The sequence below is a fragment of the Saccharopolyspora shandongensis genome (genome assembly GCF_900106995.1).
Classification (GTDB): domain Bacteria; phylum Actinomycetota; class Actinomycetes; order Mycobacteriales; family Pseudonocardiaceae; genus Saccharopolyspora; species Saccharopolyspora shandongensis.
Window position 1 is genome coordinate 46677 of record NZ_FNOK01000047.1, and the last position, 14882, is coordinate 61558.

The 14882-nt window shown below is 68.1% G+C and carries 15 protein-coding genes; 7 read left to right on the forward strand and 8 right to left on the reverse strand.

Annotated elements, in window-relative coordinates:
* Nucleotides 1–59: 59 nt before the first annotated feature.
* The 5 genes from BLW84_RS34615 to BLW84_RS34635 form a co-directional block, all read right to left on the reverse strand.
* Entirely contained in the window at nucleotides 60–482 is a 423-nt protein-coding gene (locus BLW84_RS34615) for a helix-turn-helix domain-containing protein (RefSeq protein ID WP_093274295.1), read from the reverse strand.
* Between the two features lie 155 nt (nucleotides 483–637).
* On the reverse strand, nucleotides 638–949 hold the full coding sequence (locus tag BLW84_RS34620; protein WP_093274296.1) for an HNH endonuclease: 312 nt from the start codon (nucleotides 947–949) through the stop codon (nucleotides 638–640).
* Nucleotides 946–1197: a hypothetical protein gene (locus BLW84_RS34625; RefSeq protein WP_093274299.1), complete on the reverse strand. Its 252-nt coding sequence runs from the start codon at nucleotides 1195–1197 to the stop codon at nucleotides 946–948. Before BLW84_RS34625 ends, BLW84_RS34620 begins: the two co-directional genes overlap by 4 nt.
* A 599-nt stretch (nucleotides 1198–1796) precedes the next feature.
* Nucleotides 1797–3329: a recombinase family protein gene (locus BLW84_RS34630; protein WP_177226850.1), complete on the reverse strand. Its 1533-nt coding sequence runs from the start codon at nucleotides 3327–3329 to the stop codon at nucleotides 1797–1799.
* Between the two features lie 280 nt (nucleotides 3330–3609).
* Nucleotides 3610–4497 carry a LysR family transcriptional regulator gene (locus tag BLW84_RS34635; RefSeq protein ID WP_093274303.1) on the reverse strand — a complete coding sequence of 296 codons (888 nt, stop codon included), beginning with the start codon at nucleotides 4495–4497 and terminating at the stop codon, nucleotides 3610–3612.
* A gap of 91 nt (nucleotides 4498–4588) precedes the next feature.
* Between BLW84_RS34635 and BLW84_RS34640 the strand changes: the two genes are divergently transcribed.
* The 3 genes from BLW84_RS34640 to BLW84_RS34650 are packed head-to-tail and all read left to right on the forward strand — an operon-like array spanning nucleotide 4589 to nucleotide 6808.
* A complete protein-coding gene (locus tag BLW84_RS34640) occupies nucleotides 4589–5689 on the forward strand; it encodes an aminotransferase class V-fold PLP-dependent enzyme (protein WP_093274305.1) in 1101 nt (366 codons plus the stop codon).
* Nucleotides 5690–5708: 19 nt separating this feature from the next.
* Nucleotides 5709–6251 (forward strand): thiamine pyrophosphate-binding protein, encoded by a 543-nt coding sequence (locus BLW84_RS34645; RefSeq protein WP_093274307.1) that lies wholly within the window; start codon nucleotides 5709–5711, stop codon nucleotides 6249–6251.
* A complete protein-coding gene (locus tag BLW84_RS34650; protein ID WP_093274310.1) occupies nucleotides 6248–6808 on the forward strand; it encodes a thiamine pyrophosphate-dependent enzyme in 561 nt (186 codons plus the stop codon). Before BLW84_RS34645 ends, BLW84_RS34650 begins: the two co-directional genes overlap by 4 nt.
* Nucleotides 6809–7014: 206 nt before the next feature.
* Here BLW84_RS34650 and BLW84_RS34655 read toward each other — a convergent pair whose 3' ends face one another.
* Both BLW84_RS34655 and BLW84_RS34660 read right to left on the reverse strand, forming a co-directional pair.
* Entirely contained in the window at nucleotides 7015–7782 is a 768-nt protein-coding gene (locus BLW84_RS34655) for an SDR family NAD(P)-dependent oxidoreductase (protein ID WP_093274311.1), read from the reverse strand.
* A gap of 341 nt (nucleotides 7783–8123) precedes the next feature.
* Nucleotides 8124–8537 (reverse strand): FHA domain-containing protein, encoded by a 414-nt coding sequence (locus tag BLW84_RS34660; protein ID WP_093274314.1) that lies wholly within the window; start codon nucleotides 8535–8537, stop codon nucleotides 8124–8126.
* 368 nt (nucleotides 8538–8905) lie between these two features.
* On the opposite strand from BLW84_RS34660, the gene BLW84_RS34665 reads away from it, so the two are divergent.
* Nucleotides 8906–11008, forward strand: a complete 2103-nt coding sequence (locus BLW84_RS34665; protein WP_245761589.1) for a putative bifunctional diguanylate cyclase/phosphodiesterase — start codon at nucleotides 8906–8908, stop codon at nucleotides 11006–11008.
* Between the two features lie 21 nt (nucleotides 11009–11029).
* Here the strand turns inward: BLW84_RS34665 and BLW84_RS34670 are convergent, their stop codons facing one another.
* A complete protein-coding gene (locus BLW84_RS34670) occupies nucleotides 11030–11566 on the reverse strand; it encodes a TIGR03086 family metal-binding protein (RefSeq protein WP_093274316.1) in 537 nt (178 codons plus the stop codon).
* Between the two features lie 152 nt (nucleotides 11567–11718).
* On the opposite strand from BLW84_RS34670, the gene BLW84_RS34675 reads away from it, so the two are divergent.
* The 3 genes from BLW84_RS34675 to BLW84_RS34685 are packed head-to-tail and all read left to right on the forward strand — an operon-like array spanning nucleotide 11719 to nucleotide 14865.
* A complete protein-coding gene (locus tag BLW84_RS34675; RefSeq protein WP_093274318.1) occupies nucleotides 11719–12378 on the forward strand; it encodes a TetR/AcrR family transcriptional regulator in 660 nt (219 codons plus the stop codon).
* Nucleotides 12371–13276, forward strand: coding sequence for an ABC transporter ATP-binding protein (locus BLW84_RS34680; RefSeq protein WP_093274320.1), 906 nt, complete (start codon nucleotides 12371–12373; stop codon nucleotides 13274–13276). Before BLW84_RS34675 ends, BLW84_RS34680 begins: the two co-directional genes overlap by 8 nt.
* On the forward strand, nucleotides 13273–14865 hold the full coding sequence (locus tag BLW84_RS34685; RefSeq protein WP_093274323.1) for an ABC transporter permease: 1593 nt from the start codon (nucleotides 13273–13275) through the stop codon (nucleotides 14863–14865). The genes BLW84_RS34680 and BLW84_RS34685 overlap by 4 nt, the downstream gene beginning before the upstream one ends.
* Nucleotides 14866–14882: the final 17 nt, after the last annotated feature.

The following is a 14882-nucleotide window of genomic DNA, read 5'->3' on the forward strand; positions in this document are numbered from 1 at the left end:
TCCCATTTTGAACACACACTGTCCCAGTTTGGGACACCCCCATGTTCATTTTGGGACACCTAGAACGGCGGTTCGTCATCGAAGCTGGGCCGTGTGTATGCCGGTGGCTCGCTGGTCTGCTTGATCAGCTCTGCTTCTTCCTCCGGGCTCAGCGCATGATTCTCCGGTGCTTCTGGGGCATCCTGTGGAACCCTGATCAGATAGACGTTCGTCGCGTTCCCGTTGGCCGCTACTTTCTGGCCGTTGGCTACCAGGTAGCCCAGAGATTCAAGTTCCTGTAACCCGCGCTGGACGCTGCTACGCCCGATGCCTGCCCACTCAGCGAGCTTGTTCAAGCTCGCATACAGAGTCCATGTTCGCCAACACCGATAGGCGATAGCCACACCCAGCAATCGGGTAGTCGGCTTCAATCTGGCATCGTGGAACACGGTAATACGGAAGTCAGCTTCCTTACTCGGACGGTTAGCTGTTGGTGCGGACATTCTTCTTACCCTTTCGGTTGCGTCCGTAGACGGCTTGTTCAGTTCGATACAAGTTGGTGCACTTCCTACAGACACGGGCACCGTTGGGCCGTGTCTCTGTGTACGTCTCTGAGTGGCCGTTTAGACAGGCCATTTCTTAACCGCCTTCCTCGATTTCACTTCCGCCTACCGGGATGGCCACCCAAACGCGGGTTACGCCTAGCGGCTTTCCTCGCCGCCTGAGCGTCATTGCCTTGTTGGCTGGTTTTCCTCCCGTGGCAGCGTCGGCAGACGCCTTGCAGGTTGGTTAGTTCGTGGTTGTCTCGTGAGCCAATATGGTCTACTTCCTCGCTGGTTCCTGTGCAGATACCAGGAGTCGCTAGCTTGCAGGTTGGGTCACGTTTCAGGACTTGCCGACGCAATGACGGCCAATTCTTCGGTAGAAACCTTCGACCTGATTTCTTCGGATCTCCCGATTCCCAAGTCACCTAATCACCAACCGATACACGGTCCGGCGATACTCCCCGAACATCCATTGTTCGGTGTCGTCTTCGATTACTTCGCTGCTGACAACCTCGGTTTGCTGGGTTGCCAGAAACTCAGTAACCGGTCGGTAGACCGGATCATTGTCCGGCACTAACGGTGACGATTCGACTATCAGTCTGTCGTTCTCCACCCATGCCTGAACGTAGTGGGGTCGGATGATCAGGGTTTCGAACTTCACAATCTCTTCCATGTCTCTCCTTTGCTGATTGGTTGACTAACCCGGATTCGGTCGTCATGGCTCCCGCTAGACCTGGTAACCTCACCGACTTACGCGGCTCCCGCTGTTAACGGCGATTGCAAGTCGGATTGGTATCCGGTTGGTCGATTCCGTTGCACTTCCGCCGTAGTTGCGCGTGTCCGGTCTCTGACCTTGGTGATTCCTGCCGGGCACCTCCAGGTGGTTAACCACCGGGATCAAGGTAGCACGGTGGTTAACCACCGGTCAAATCGGGCGGTGGTTAACCACGTGGTAGCCTGTCGCGTATGCCGAACGACCAGCAAGAACACGAAGCAAAGATCAAGCGGAACGCAGAACGCCACCGGGAGAACAGGCACGCTCACAAGCTCCGGGGTCTACGTGGTGTTTCTGATCAAGACTGGGACTTTTTCGGTGAAGCCACAGAAGCTCAGGGAACCGACCGTTCCACGGTCCTACGCGAGTGCATTGCTTGGTACCTCGGACAGGCAGACCAGCTACCGCAACGGCCGGAGCGAACCTGAGCCCCAACAGAGAAGCCCCGTAAACGGCCCTGAGATGGCCGCTACGGGGCTTTCTTGTGTCCAGGGTAATCAGGCTTGCATCGGTGTCATCGGCAACGCACCGGGGTTGATCAGTTGAAGGATGCTGTTCTTGCCCAGTGCTAGGCGGTAGTGGTCTCCGTGCCACTGTGTCTGAACCTTGGCGTTGCGGAGGAATGCGTTCCGCTGGTCAGCATCCAGCCCATTCCAGTGCTCGGAGAACGTTTCTCCGGTCGGTTCCATTCGGTACCCGGCAGGTTGGACAGGTTGCCCTTCAAGCTCAGTCCTGCGAGTGTCCAGGGCTTGCAGGCGGCTGTTCATCCTGTCCTTGGTCTTACCTCGGAACGCAGGGGACATCACCATCTCGGCAATGTTCTCGATTTCTGCTTCGATCGACGCGAGTTCATCAGCGTTGTTGGTCGCAGGGACGTAGACCCGCTTCTGCATAGCGTGGCTACCATAGTGCTCCATGAGAATTCCGAGGAAGTTCTCATCGGTCGATTCCAGGCGAACCGCCTTGTTCCCGCACGGTGTGCCCTTGTTAGAACTGGCACAACGGTAGTAAGCCCTGGACCCGTTGAAAACCCGGTACATCGGCTCACCACACGAGCAAAACAGCACCCGCAGCAGCAACGCGGTTTCCGTAGTCCGGCGTTTCGGCGCTGACTTCGTTTTCTTGCTCAGGGCTTCCTGTAGTTCCTCGAGCCGGGTACGGGTCATCAACGGTTCGGCACGCACCACGGGTGCGCCTGCTTCATCTCTGACGACGTATTCCTTGCCGAACTGCTTCTGACCCTTTGCGTCACGGATCGGCTTACCATCAGGACCCGTAATAACCTCACGACGCAGCGTGTAACCAAGCAAGGTCTCAGACGACAGAATCCGCGTAAGACTCTGGTTTGACCAGCGTTCGCCCTTGGATTCTTTCCCGTTGTTGACCCGGTTCTGATCACGCGGGGAAGGAACACCACGCTTGTTCAAATCCATCAGAACTGACCGAATCGATTCCAGCTTGATAATCCGTTCCGCCGCTTCCAGGATGACAGCTTTCGCATCGTGATCCACCACGTACTTGTCACCCTCGGCTTTGTAGCCGTACGGCGTCATGCGGCCCTTGTACTTGCCCTGAGAGTAGTTGTAATCGAACGTGTTGGTGTTGCGTTCCCGGATCGCCTCAAGCTCACCAGCGGCAACCTCAGCAAGGATGAACGCGACCATCCGCCCAGGACCCGAACTGAGATCGAAGGTCTCAGAAGTCGAGACGATCGACTTGCCGTGATCCTGACACCAGGACATGACTCGGCTCAAGTAGATCGAACCCGTAGCCAAACGGTCAAGGCGGTACGCGGCCACGATGTCCCACGCATCGATCCGCTCAGGCTCGGTGAACCACTTCGACAGCTCCGGAGCAGTCAACGGGTCAACCGACCGGCCAAGGTCCAGATCCTCAGCCCAACCAACGATCTCGTGACCGTTCGCGTCAGCCCACTTCTCGATCGCGAGCCTCTGACGCTCCGGCGATGTGGTGACGTCTTCCAGCCCCTGAAACCGGCTCAGCCGGATACGGCCCAACAACCTTGCCACTTGCAGCTCCCTCACTTACAGGGGCCTGATCGGCAACGTCTGACCCGACGTTACCGGTCTGGCCTGCACGGTGGCCTTACACAGATCATCGGGCGTGGTGGGAACCTTCGGTTCCTGGCCTACTGGCGTCGGGTCGGGGGTATTGCCGCTGGTAACGGGCTGCCCGGTGGTCCGGCGCTGGTCTGTGTAAAACCTGTAAGTGGGAGCGCGACATCGCCGCTGGTGTCAGGCACCGGGCGCTTTTGGGATGCGCTTGGTGGAGCCATTCTGGAACGCCTTCTCAGGCCGTCCGGCGGGCCAGCTCGGGCGCCTGCTGCTTCGCGAGCGCGAGGAAAGCTTGCAGCGCCGGGCTGTGCGCTTCCTGGCTCCGCGCCGCGAGTCCGAGGCGCCGGTGGCCGGTCGGTCGCACCGGGCGGGTCACGAGCGTTCCGGGCAGTGGCGGGACCGCCAGCTCGGGCATGAGCGTCACGCCGAGCCCGCCATCGACCATGGCCAGGGCCGTGGAACCTTCCTGCACGGCACCGGATTCCCACGGTTCCAGCCCGTGTTCGCGGAACGTGCTCTGGACCAGCGTCGCGCAGCCCCCGGACGACACGATCAACGGTTCCGGCACGAGCTCGGCCAGCGGGACGACGCGGTGCCGCGCGAGGCGGTGGGACTCGGGGACGACCAGGACGAGCTCGTCCTCGGCCAGGGCGATGACGTCGTGGCCGTCCGCAGGCAGCACGACGAACGCGACGTCGACTTCGCCGTCGGCGAGCAGGTCCCTGGTCTGCAGGTCGTTGCCTTCCCGCAGCGTGACCTCGACGTCGGGGTGCTGCCGTCGATAGGCAGCGAGGAGCCCGGGCAGCAGGCGCGTCGACGCGCTGGTGAAGCTCCCGACGCGCAGGCGTCCCGCTCGCAGCCCGCGCATCGCGAGGACTTCGTCCTCGGCCGCCCGCAGGCGCGCGAGGACCGCCCGTGCGTGCTCCGCGACCCGCGCTCCCGCGTCGGTTGCGCTCGCCCCGCCTCGTCCGCGGCGCACGAGCCCCACGCCGAGCTCGCGCTCCAGCCCGTTCACCGCGTGGCTCACCGCGCCCTGCGTGACGTGCAGGGTGGCGGCGGCCTTCGTGAACGAACCGGTGTCGAGCACCGCGACCAGGCATCTCAGCTGTTGCAGCTCCACCATCAACCGCCTTCATGGAAGGCATGAAAACCATTTTGTTGACTCATGCTCCCAGCTTCCCGATTCTCGGTACAACCCTGATTGAGGAGGCACCGTGGATCTGGCGAAGTTCCGAGAGCAGTTCGCCGTCCTGAACCGCATCGCGTGGCTGTCCACCCCGAGCAGCGCGCCCGCCGCCGAGCCGGTGTTGCGCGCGCTCCACACCGAACTCGCGAACTGGGATCTCGGCGACTTCTCCTGGCCGCAGCGCGATCAGGCGGCTCAGCACAGCCGTCGCCAGGTCGCCGGACTGCTCGGCGTCGATCCCGAGCACGTCGCGCTCGTCCAGTCGGTGGCGGAGGCGGTCGCGACGGTGGCCGCGGCGCTGCCCGCCGGCAGCAGGGTCGTCGTCGGCGCCGAGGAGTTCCGCAGCAACATCTTTCCCCTGCTCACCGCAGAACAACGCGGCGTGCACGTGGAGCAGGTGCCGATGCCGGGCGGCTGCCTTCGCAGCGAATCGCTGGTGGCAGCGATAGCCGAGGACACGACTCTCGTGGTGCTGAGCGACGTGCAGTCCGCAACCGGTTGGCGCACCGATCTGACGGCCGTCGCGGCGCGGTGCCGGGAAGTGGGTGCGCAGCTGTTCGTCGACGCGACGCAAAGCGCCGGCGTGCTGTCGCTGCCCGAGGACGTGGATCCCGACTTCATCGCGATCCACGGCTACAAGTGGTTGTTGTGCCCGCGTGGCGCCGCATGGTTCTACGTGCGCCCCGACCGGCTTGCCGCGCTCACTCCGCTGGCGCCCAACGTCAAGACTTCGCCCGAACCACAGGATTACTACGGCGGTCCGCTTTCCTACGCGCCCGGCGCACGGAGGCTCGACATGTCGCCGTGCTGGCCTTCCTGGGCCGGTGCTGCCGCCGCGCTCGACCTGCTGCTGGCGCTCGATGCCGCCGAGCTCGAACGGCATTGCCTGGAACTGGCCGGGCTGCTCAGGGAAGGCGCCCAGGAACGGGGTTTCCGCTGCTCCTCCACCGAATGGCCAAGCCATGTCGTCACCGTCGCCGTCCCGGATGCCGACGCCGCGGTGCACCGGCTGGCGGCCCGCGATGTGCGTGCGACGGCGCGGGCCGGTGCCCTAAGGTTCGGCCTGCACGGTTTCAACACGGCCGACGACGTCTCGCGCACCCTGTCCGCCCTCGAATCCACCGCCTGACGCCCAACGGAGCTGATCCATGGCCGGATCCAATGCGTACACCGACGCCGCGGTCGCCGGCGTCCTCGACTGGGAACCCGAACTCCTCGTCCACGTCCCGTCCTCGCACGCGGCCCCGCTGATCCGCGCCTTCGAGCAGGCCGGCACACCGTCGGTGCTGGCCAACCGCGAAGAGGAGGCCGTCGGCATCGCCGGCGGCGCAGCGCTGGCGGGCAGGCGAGCGCTCATCGTCATGCAGGACAACGGTTTCGGCAACGCCCTGACCGCGTTGACGACGTTCGCCAAGGCCTACCACGTCGGCCTGCCGGTCCTGGCGAACACCCGAGGCGGGCTCGGCGAGTACAACGCGATGATCCACGAGTTCTCCGCCGCAGTCCCGGCGCTGCTGACCGCGGCGGGCATCCACCACACGCCGCTGGGCCCGCACGTCTCGCCGGAAGCTTGGCGGGTCACCACGCGAGACCTGTGCCGCACCGCAGCGATGACCCGCCGCCCCATGGTCGCGCTGCTGGACCTGCTGCACCCCGCCATCGAACTGCGCCCCGAGGAGGCCGCCCGATGATGGACCGGCTCACCGCCCTCGCGGTCGTCGACGACGTCGTCGGCACCGACCCATTGGTCGTCACCTGCGGTGCCACGGCGCGGGAACTCGCCCACCACCACGGCCGCGACAGCCACCTGTACCTGCTCGATTCGATGGGCCTGTCCGCGGCGGTCGGCCTCGGCATCGCCCTGGCGGGCGATCACCGGGTGTGGGCGATCGAAGGCGACGGATCGCTGCTCATGGGCCTGAACGCGCTCCCGACGCTCGGCGCCAACGCGCCCGCCACGTACACGCTGATCGTGCTCGACAACCACCAGCACGCATCGGCCGACAAGATGCCGACGCAAGCCGAACACGTCCGGCTCGCGGATCTCACGGCCGCGGCGGGGCTGAAGACCGCAGTGGCAACGGCCCCCGACGAGCTCCGCGAAGCGCTGCTGAACGCCCGGTCTGCCGACGGCCCGAACGCGGTGGTGGCACGAATAGCGGGCGGAAACGCCGCGAACACCCCCTGGCTCCTGGACGACCCGGCAGCAATCGCCACCCGCTTCCGCCAGAGTCTCCGGATCGAGTAGCGCGAAATCGATCGTCCGGCCGCCCACAATCATCCAATGTAGACACTCTTGGCCGCAGAGTCATCGCTACCGAGTGGGACCTCAGGCCCCGCGCCTGGCCCGCAGGAACAGGAACACCGGCTGGGTGTCGAGCACCTCGAACAGCTCCGGGGCGCCGTCTTCCCACGTCGCGCGGCAGGCGAATCGGCAGGCGTCGACGCCGAAGCTCAGGCGGAGGTTTTGTAGACGCTCCAGCCTCCGTCTACGACGAGGCTTGCTCCCGTTATGAAGGACGCTTCTTCGCTGAGGAGGAAGGCTATTGGCGCCGCGATCTCTTCGGGGTTTCCGATCCTTCCCGCCGCGGTCTGCTCCGCCGTTCGCTTGCGGTCCTCTTCCGGGACTTCGTCCCAGGCTCTGGTCAGGATCGGCCCCGGGAGGACGCTGTTCACCCTGATGCGCGGGCCGTACTCGACCGCCAGTTGCCGGGTCAGGCCCGTCAGTCCCGCTTTGGCCGCCGCGTAGGCGGGGCGGCCCGGCAGGCCGACCAGGGCGTGCACCGACGAGGTCAGCACCGCCGCTCCCGCCATCTCGGCCAGGTCTTCCAGGCACGCCTTGAACCCGAGGAACGCTCCCGTGAGGCTGACCGCCAGCTGGTGGTCCCACGATTCGCGGGTGGTCTCGTCGGCGGGCGCCACCCGGACCGCGTAGGCGTTGCCGACCAGCGCCGAGACCGGCCCGAACGCTTCCCGCGCGGAGTTCACCGCCGCGGTCCAGTCGGCCTGGTCGGCGACGTCGCAACGCTGGAACAGCGCCCGCCCGCCGGTCGAGTTGATGTCGGCGGCGACCGCGCCGCCGCCTTCGGCGTCCACGTCGGCCACCAGCACACCGGCGCCCTCGGCCGCGAGCCGGCGCGCGGTGGCCGCTCCGATGCCCGATGCCGCGCCGGTCACGATGGCCGTCTGGCCCGACAACCGGCCCGATGCCACAGCAGCCATGTTCCTCCGTCCCTCGGGATTCCGGTCCATGCTGCCGCCGACGCGACCGATCCACCAGGCCTGCGGCCGGAAACCACGGCACACCGCAACGTTGGCGTCAGGTCGCGCATCGAGGAGCACTCCACGGCGTCCCAGCGCATAGGCCGCGGATCTGGTTGTCGTTCAACCACTTCAGCGCCGGAGCGTCCACCTTCCGCTTCCGGCGAGGCGACGCCGGAAGACCTCGGCGCTGCGGCGCCCACCGCGGCGGCCGCCGCGACACCGCAGCCCCTGCCTAGCGGCCCGCTCACCAGGTTCGGGGCGATCATCCGATGTGGATGATCGCCCCGTGATGGGAATGCTCAGGCCGCGCGGAAGGTGAACCGGTAGGTGCCGATCCAGAGCTCGTCGCCGTCGGACAGCTCCGCCCGGTCGACCGGGTTGCGGTTGAGGTAGGTGCCGTTCAGCGAACCCGAATCGGTGATCGCGTACCGGTCGCCGACGCGGTGGATCAGGGCGTGCCGGAGCGAGACCGTGGGCGCGTCGAGCGTGATGTCGCAATCCCGGCCGCGCCCCACGGTCACCGCGTCGGCGACCGGGATGACGGTGCCTGCGTGGGGACCGCGGCAGACCACCAGTGCCGCGCCGCCTCCCGCGAGATCGGCTGCGGCGCGTGGTGCGGGCGTGGCGGCCCCGGCCTGCGCCGGGATCGCGGGCGGCTCGTCGCCGAAGGTTCCGACGGACATGGCGGCCGCACCGCATCGACTCTGGTTCATGACGTCCTCCTGACGGATTCGAGTCGCCGTCGCGCACGCGGCGGCTGCCGGTGCAGGTCGTCGGGGGAACCCGCCAGGCCCGGCACCGCTGCGGCCGGGCCCTTGCATTCCAAGTTACCGACGGAACCCGGGCACTCCTTGAGAATTGGCTGAGAGGACACCAGGAATTCACCCGTGCCGAGCAACGGGGAATCCGGCCATTGGACTGGTCCACAGTGGATCACGGATGCGAAATCAGTTCAGCGTTCTGGGTCGTTGCGCCGAGCCCGAAGTCCCAGCGCAGTGGCCTTGCACACGTTTTCCCGAGGGCGATCCGACCGGGAGCTGTTGTTCGGTCCCCGCCATGGCTACTCTCTACTGCGGCAACCGTGCAAGTCCGGGTGCATTCGGGGGCGATAATTCTGCAAACGAAGAACGATCTGACCCATTCGGAACACCTCGGGTTCCCGCAAGCGCAAGAGGTCGGGCTCGACCTGCTGGCCACCGCCATCAACGAGTACGCGATCTACATGCTCGACGCGAACGGGACCGTGACCAGCTGGAACCCGGGTGCCGAACACATGAAGGGCTACCGCAGCGACGAGATCGTCGGGCGGTATTTCTCCGTGTTCTACCCGCCCGAGGCCGTGGCCGAGCGCCGGCCGGAACGGGAACTCGAACACGCCGCGCGCACCGGCTACCACCAGGCCGAGGGGTGGCTCGTCCGCAAGGACGGCACCCGGTTCTGGGCCCACGTCGTCACCGCCGCACTGCGGTCCTCCGACGGCAGCCTGCGCGGCTTCGCCAAGGTCACCAGGGACGACACCGAATCCCACACGCGACTGGAGCGCTCCAGCGAGCGATTCACCAACCTGATGGGCCTGACCCCGGTGGGCATCGCCCTGTTCGACGACTCGTACCGGCTGGCCCGGGCCAACGACGCGCTGTGCGACCTGCTCGGCTCGGAGATCTCCGAGCTGCACGGCACGCGGGCCGACGACCTGCGGCATCCCCAGGACCGGTCGGGCCCGCTCGTCATGATCTCGGATGCGCCGACCCACCGGATACTCAAGCGGGCCGACGGTCGACCGGTGCACTGCGACCTCCGCTGCGCCGCCGCGGTGGAGGACGACGGGCGGCTGTTCTGGCTGGTGGCGTTCCAGGACATCACCGAACGGCACCAGCGGGCCGAGGAGCTCCGCTACCAGGCCACCCACGACTCGCTGACCGGCCTGTTCAACCGCCGCGCGGTCAAGGAACTCCTCGACGAACTGGTGCGCGGCCCCGGCGCCGAGCGGGTCGGCGTGCTGTTCTGCGACATCGACAACTTCAAGCGGGTAAACGACTCCCTGGGCCATGACGCCGGGGACGAGCTGGTCGCGAACCTGGCCCGCAGGCTGCGCAGCGGCATGCCGCCGGGATGCGTCCCGGCCCGGCTCTCCGGCGACGAGTTCGTGGTGGTCTGCCGCGACGTCGACGCCGTGGGCGGCCTGGAGGCGCTGGGCAAGACGGTGTCCGGCCTGCTCCGCACCGTGGTGCGGCTGCAGGGCCAGCCGGTGCAGGTGTCGGCGGCGGTCGGCTGCGCAATGCCCGACGGCACCGTGACCTGCGGCGACGACCTGCTCCGCTTCGCCGACGCCGCCATGTACCGGGCGAAGCGGCGCGGCCCGGGGCGGGTGGCGCTGGCCGACCCGGGGCTGGCCCAGGCCATCAACCGGCAGCTGCGGCTGGAGGCGGAGCTGCGCGAGGCCATCGACAACGACGACCTCGTGCTCCACTACCAGCCCGTCGTCGACGCCGCGGGCCACGTTGTCTCGGCCGAGGCGCTGGTCCGGTGGCAGCACTCCGAGCACGGCCTGCTCTACCCGGACGTCTTCCTGCCGGTCGCCGAGCAGGGCGACCTGCTGCGCGACCTGGACCGGTGGGTGCTGCGTACCGCACTGCACCGGGCCGCCCGGTGGCCGACCGTCCGCGGGCGCCCGGTCGGCATCGCGGTGAACCTCGCCGGGTTGCTGCCCGACGACCCGGAGTTCACCGCCGAGGTGACCGGGGCCATCGCCGAATCCGGCATCGAGCCCGACCGCGTCGTCCTCGAACTGGTCGAGACGGTGCTGGTCGACCTGCCGAGCGGGCCGCGCCGCGCGATGCTCGAACTCGTCGACCGCGGCGTCCGGTTCGCCGTCGACGACTTCGGCACCGGCTACTCCTCGCTGGCCCGGATCAAGGACCTGCCGGCGCAGATCATCAAGGCGGACCGCAGCTTCGTCTCCGACCTCGGCGTCGGCTCCCGCGATCTGGCGGTCGCCCGCGCGGTCGCGGAGTTCGCCCGCGCGCTGGACTGCCAGACCGTGGCCGAGGGCGTCGAGACGGCGGAGCAGTTCAACCTGCTCGCCAGCGTCGGGATCGACGTGTACCAGGGCTTCCTGTTCGCCCGCCCCATCGAGGAGGACCGGTTCACCGCCCTCCTGGAGCAGGGCCTGCCGCTGCCGTGATCCGGTGCCGCGCCCCGGAATTCACGGGGTGCGACCGGTGATGGCGACGATGCGGTCGAGCAGCGGGGCGTCGGCCGGGGTCTCGACGGGGCTGCCCCACAGGCTCTTGATGGGAGCCTTCGGGACGAACTCCGCCACGTGGTCGAGGCAGGCCCGCAGCGTCTCCTCGGGCAGGTCGAAGGGCTGACCGGTCGCCTTCGCGAGGTCCCAGCCGTGCACGACCATCTCGGTGAGCGCGATCTTGCCCCACACCTCGTTCGGCAGCTCCACGCCCGCGCCGCCGGAGCTGCCCCGCCAGGCGGCCGGGTCCTCCCACGCTTCGCCGAGCGCCCGGACGTGCTCGGCGACCACGTGCCGCCAGTCGTCGCCGAGGTTGGCGGCTCGCTCGCCGACATCGCTGCCGGCGAGCGTGGCGGAGCCGTGAGCGGCCTCGTCGACGTGGTCGATCAGGTCGCCGACGGTGTACTCGGCGCAGGGCGTGGGGGCGGCGAGCTGGTCGTCCGCGATGGTCGCCAGCAGGTCGTTCATCCGGCCGCAGGCCGGTTTCAGGTCGATCACTGATCCTCCTCGGGTTCCCGTACCCCGATGTAGACGGCTCGCGGGCCCAGGAATCGTCGCCGCGCGCCGAAATACCCACTCCCGCACTACACACGCGTGTAGTAACCTTCCCCTGTGAATAGTCAGATGCACGTGTGGATAGGTGACGGGACATGAGCTTGCCGGGACTGGATCCGGAGGACCTGACCGCTCGGGCGCGGATCCGGGACGCGGCGCTGCGGCATTTCGGCGAGCACGGCTTCGACCGGGCGACGATCCGCGGGATCGCCGAGACGGCGGGCGTGTCGTCAGGGCTGGTGCGCCACCACTTCGGCGCCAAGGAAGCGCTGCGCGACGCCTGCGACGCCTACCTCGCCAAGGTCCTGAACGGGATCAACGACGACGTCCGGGCCGACAGCGCGCCGGGCAGCGTGAACTACGTGGGCGTCGCGGGCGCCGCCTTCGGCCCGTACCAGCGGTACGTCGCGCGCGCCCTGGTCGAGGGGCGGGCCGCGCCGCTGTTCGACAAGCTGGCCGAGCTGGGCGCGCAGTGGCTGGCGGAAGCCGACCGGAAGCGGTCCGATCCGCCGGAGGTGTCCCCGGCGCAGCGCGCGACCGTCAGCGCGGCGATGGCGCTGTCCATCGCCGTCATGCACGAGCACGTGTCCCGCGGCCTCGGCGTCGACGTGTTCAGCCCGCAGGGCGAGGACGTGCTGGCCCGCGTCCTGCTCGACCTCTACTCCCATCCGCTCCTCAGCCCGGAGGAAGCCGCCGCCATCCGGTCGCGGCTGCCCGGCGGAAACCCCGTTCCTGGAGAAGGCATCGATGACTGACGCGATATCGATCACCGGCCTGGTCAAGGAGTTCGGCCGCACCACGGCGCTGGACGGCCTCGATCTCACGGTGCGCACCGGTGAGGTGCACGGCTTCCTCGGCCCGAACGGCGCCGGGAAGAGCACGACGATCAGGATCCTGCTCGGGCTGTTGCGCGCCGACGCGGGCACCGCCCGGTTGCTCGGCGGCGATCCGTGGCGGGACGCGACGAGCCTGCACCGCAGGCTCGCCTACGTGCCCGGCGACGTGACGCTCTGGCCCGGGCTTTCCGGCGGCGAGGTCATCGACCTCCTGACGCAGCTGCACGGCGGCGCCGACCGCGCCAGGCGCGAGGAGCTGATCGACCGCTTCGACCTGGATCCCCGCACGAAGGCCCGCGCCTACTCCAAGGGGAACCGGCAGAAGGTGGCGCTGATCGCCGCGCTCGCCTCCGACGCCGAGCTCCTCATCCTCGACGAGCCCACCTCGGGTCTGGACCCGCTGATGGAGGTGGTGTTCCGCGACGTCGTCCGGGAGGAAGTGCGGCGCGGCGGCCGGACCGTGCTGCTGTCCAGCCACATCCTCGGCGAGGTCGAGGAGTTGTGCGATCGCGTCACCATCATCCGCGACGGCCGGGCCGTCGATTCCGGTTCTCTCGCCGAGCTCCGCCACCTGGCCCGCACCTCCGTGCGCGCCGAACTCGCGGGCCCCGCGGACGGGCTCGCTGAGCTCGCGGGAGTGCACGACTTCCGGACGGAGGACGGCCAGGTGCGCTTCGAAGCCGATGCCGACGCCCTCGGTCCCGCGCTGACCCGGCTCGGTTCCATCGGCGTCCGCAGCCTCGTCAGCCGGCCGCCCACTCTCGAAGAGCTCTTCTTGCGGCACTACGGCAAGACCAGCGCGGAGGCGATCCGATGAGCAGCCTCGCTGGAACCTCCCGCCTGGCGCGGCTGGCGCTGCGCCGCGAGCGGAACATCGCGCCGTGGTGGGTCCTCCTGCTCGTCACCATGTCGCTGGTCATGGTCGCCTACATCAACCGGAACATGGGCACGCCGGAGCTGAAGGCGACCTACACCGTGATGATCAACCAGAACGCCTTCTTCCGGGCGCTCGGCGGCGGGGCCGTCGAACCGGACCTCGGCGTCCTCTCCTCCTGGCGCAGCGGCGGATTCCTGTACGTGATGAACGGTCTCGCCGCCCTGATGGCCGTCGTCCGGTACACCCGCGCCGACGAGGACGCCGGCCGCACCGAGCTGCTGCGCGCGGGCGCGGTCAGCCGCTACGCCGCGCTGACCGCCGCGCTGGCGGTGGCGGGCGGGGTGAGCCTGGCCGGTGGCGCGCTGACCGCCGTCGTGCTGATCGCGATCGGGCTGGACCCGGTGGGGTCGATCGCCTACGGGGCGGGCATCACCGCCGCCGGTTGGGTGTTCGGCGGCGTCGCCGCGGTCGCCGCCCAGCTCGCGCAGAACGCCCGCACCGCAAGGGCTTTCGCGCTCTCTGCTCTCGGCGCTGCCTACGTCCTGCGCTACGCCGGCGACGCGAGTGGGCAGCACTGGATGACGTACGTGTCGCCGATCGGCTGGAGCCACCTGGTGGCGCCGTACCGCGACGAACAGTGGTGGCTGCTCGCGGTGTCGATCGCCACCACCGCAGCGCTGTCGGCCATCGCCTACCACCTGGTGGCTCGCCGCGACCTCGGAGCCGGGCTGATCCCCGAGCGCACCGGGCCCGCGTCCGCGCCGCGCCTGCGCGGCCCGATCGGCCTGTCCTGGCGCCTGAACCGCGGCCTGCTGGTGAAGTGGGCCGTCGGGCTCGCCGTCTTCGCGGCCTCCGCCGGCGCGCTGAGCACCTTGGCGCACCAGCTGCTCAACGCGCCCGGCGCGGCCCGGCTGCTGGAGAACTTCGGCGGCCGGGCCGGTTCGGAGCTCCACTACTTCCTCTGGCCCATCATCCTGATCTTCGCGCATGTCATCGCCCTGTACCCGGTGCTGATGGTCCAGCGGATGCGCGCCGAGGAGAGCAGCGGCCGGGCCGAGATCGCCCAGGCCACGCCGATGACGCGGCTGCGCTGGGCGGCCGGGCACCTGCTGGTGACCGGCCTCGGCACGGCGGCGCTGTCGGCCGTTACCGGGCTCGTCTTCGGCGTGTTCTTCGCTTGGCTCGTGGGCGATTTCGCGACGGACGTGCCGCGCATCCTCCTCCAATCGTTGGGAACCGTCCCGGCGGCGTGGCTGGTGGGCGCGGTCTGTGCGCTCGCCTACGGGCTCCTGCCGAAGGCGAGCGCGGCGATCTGCTGGGCGGTGTGGGTGGCGACGGCGGCGCTGGGGCAGATCGCCGGGCCGCTGTACGGGGTGTGGGGCGGGACTCCGTTCGAGCCGTTCCACTACATCCCGAACACCGTCGCCGGAAACCCGTTTTCCCCAGGCCCGGCGCTGGTGATGATCGCGCTGTCGGCCGCCCTGCTCGGCGGCGGACTGCTGGCCCTCCGCCGCCGGGACTTCGGCTGATGTTCTGACCGCATAGG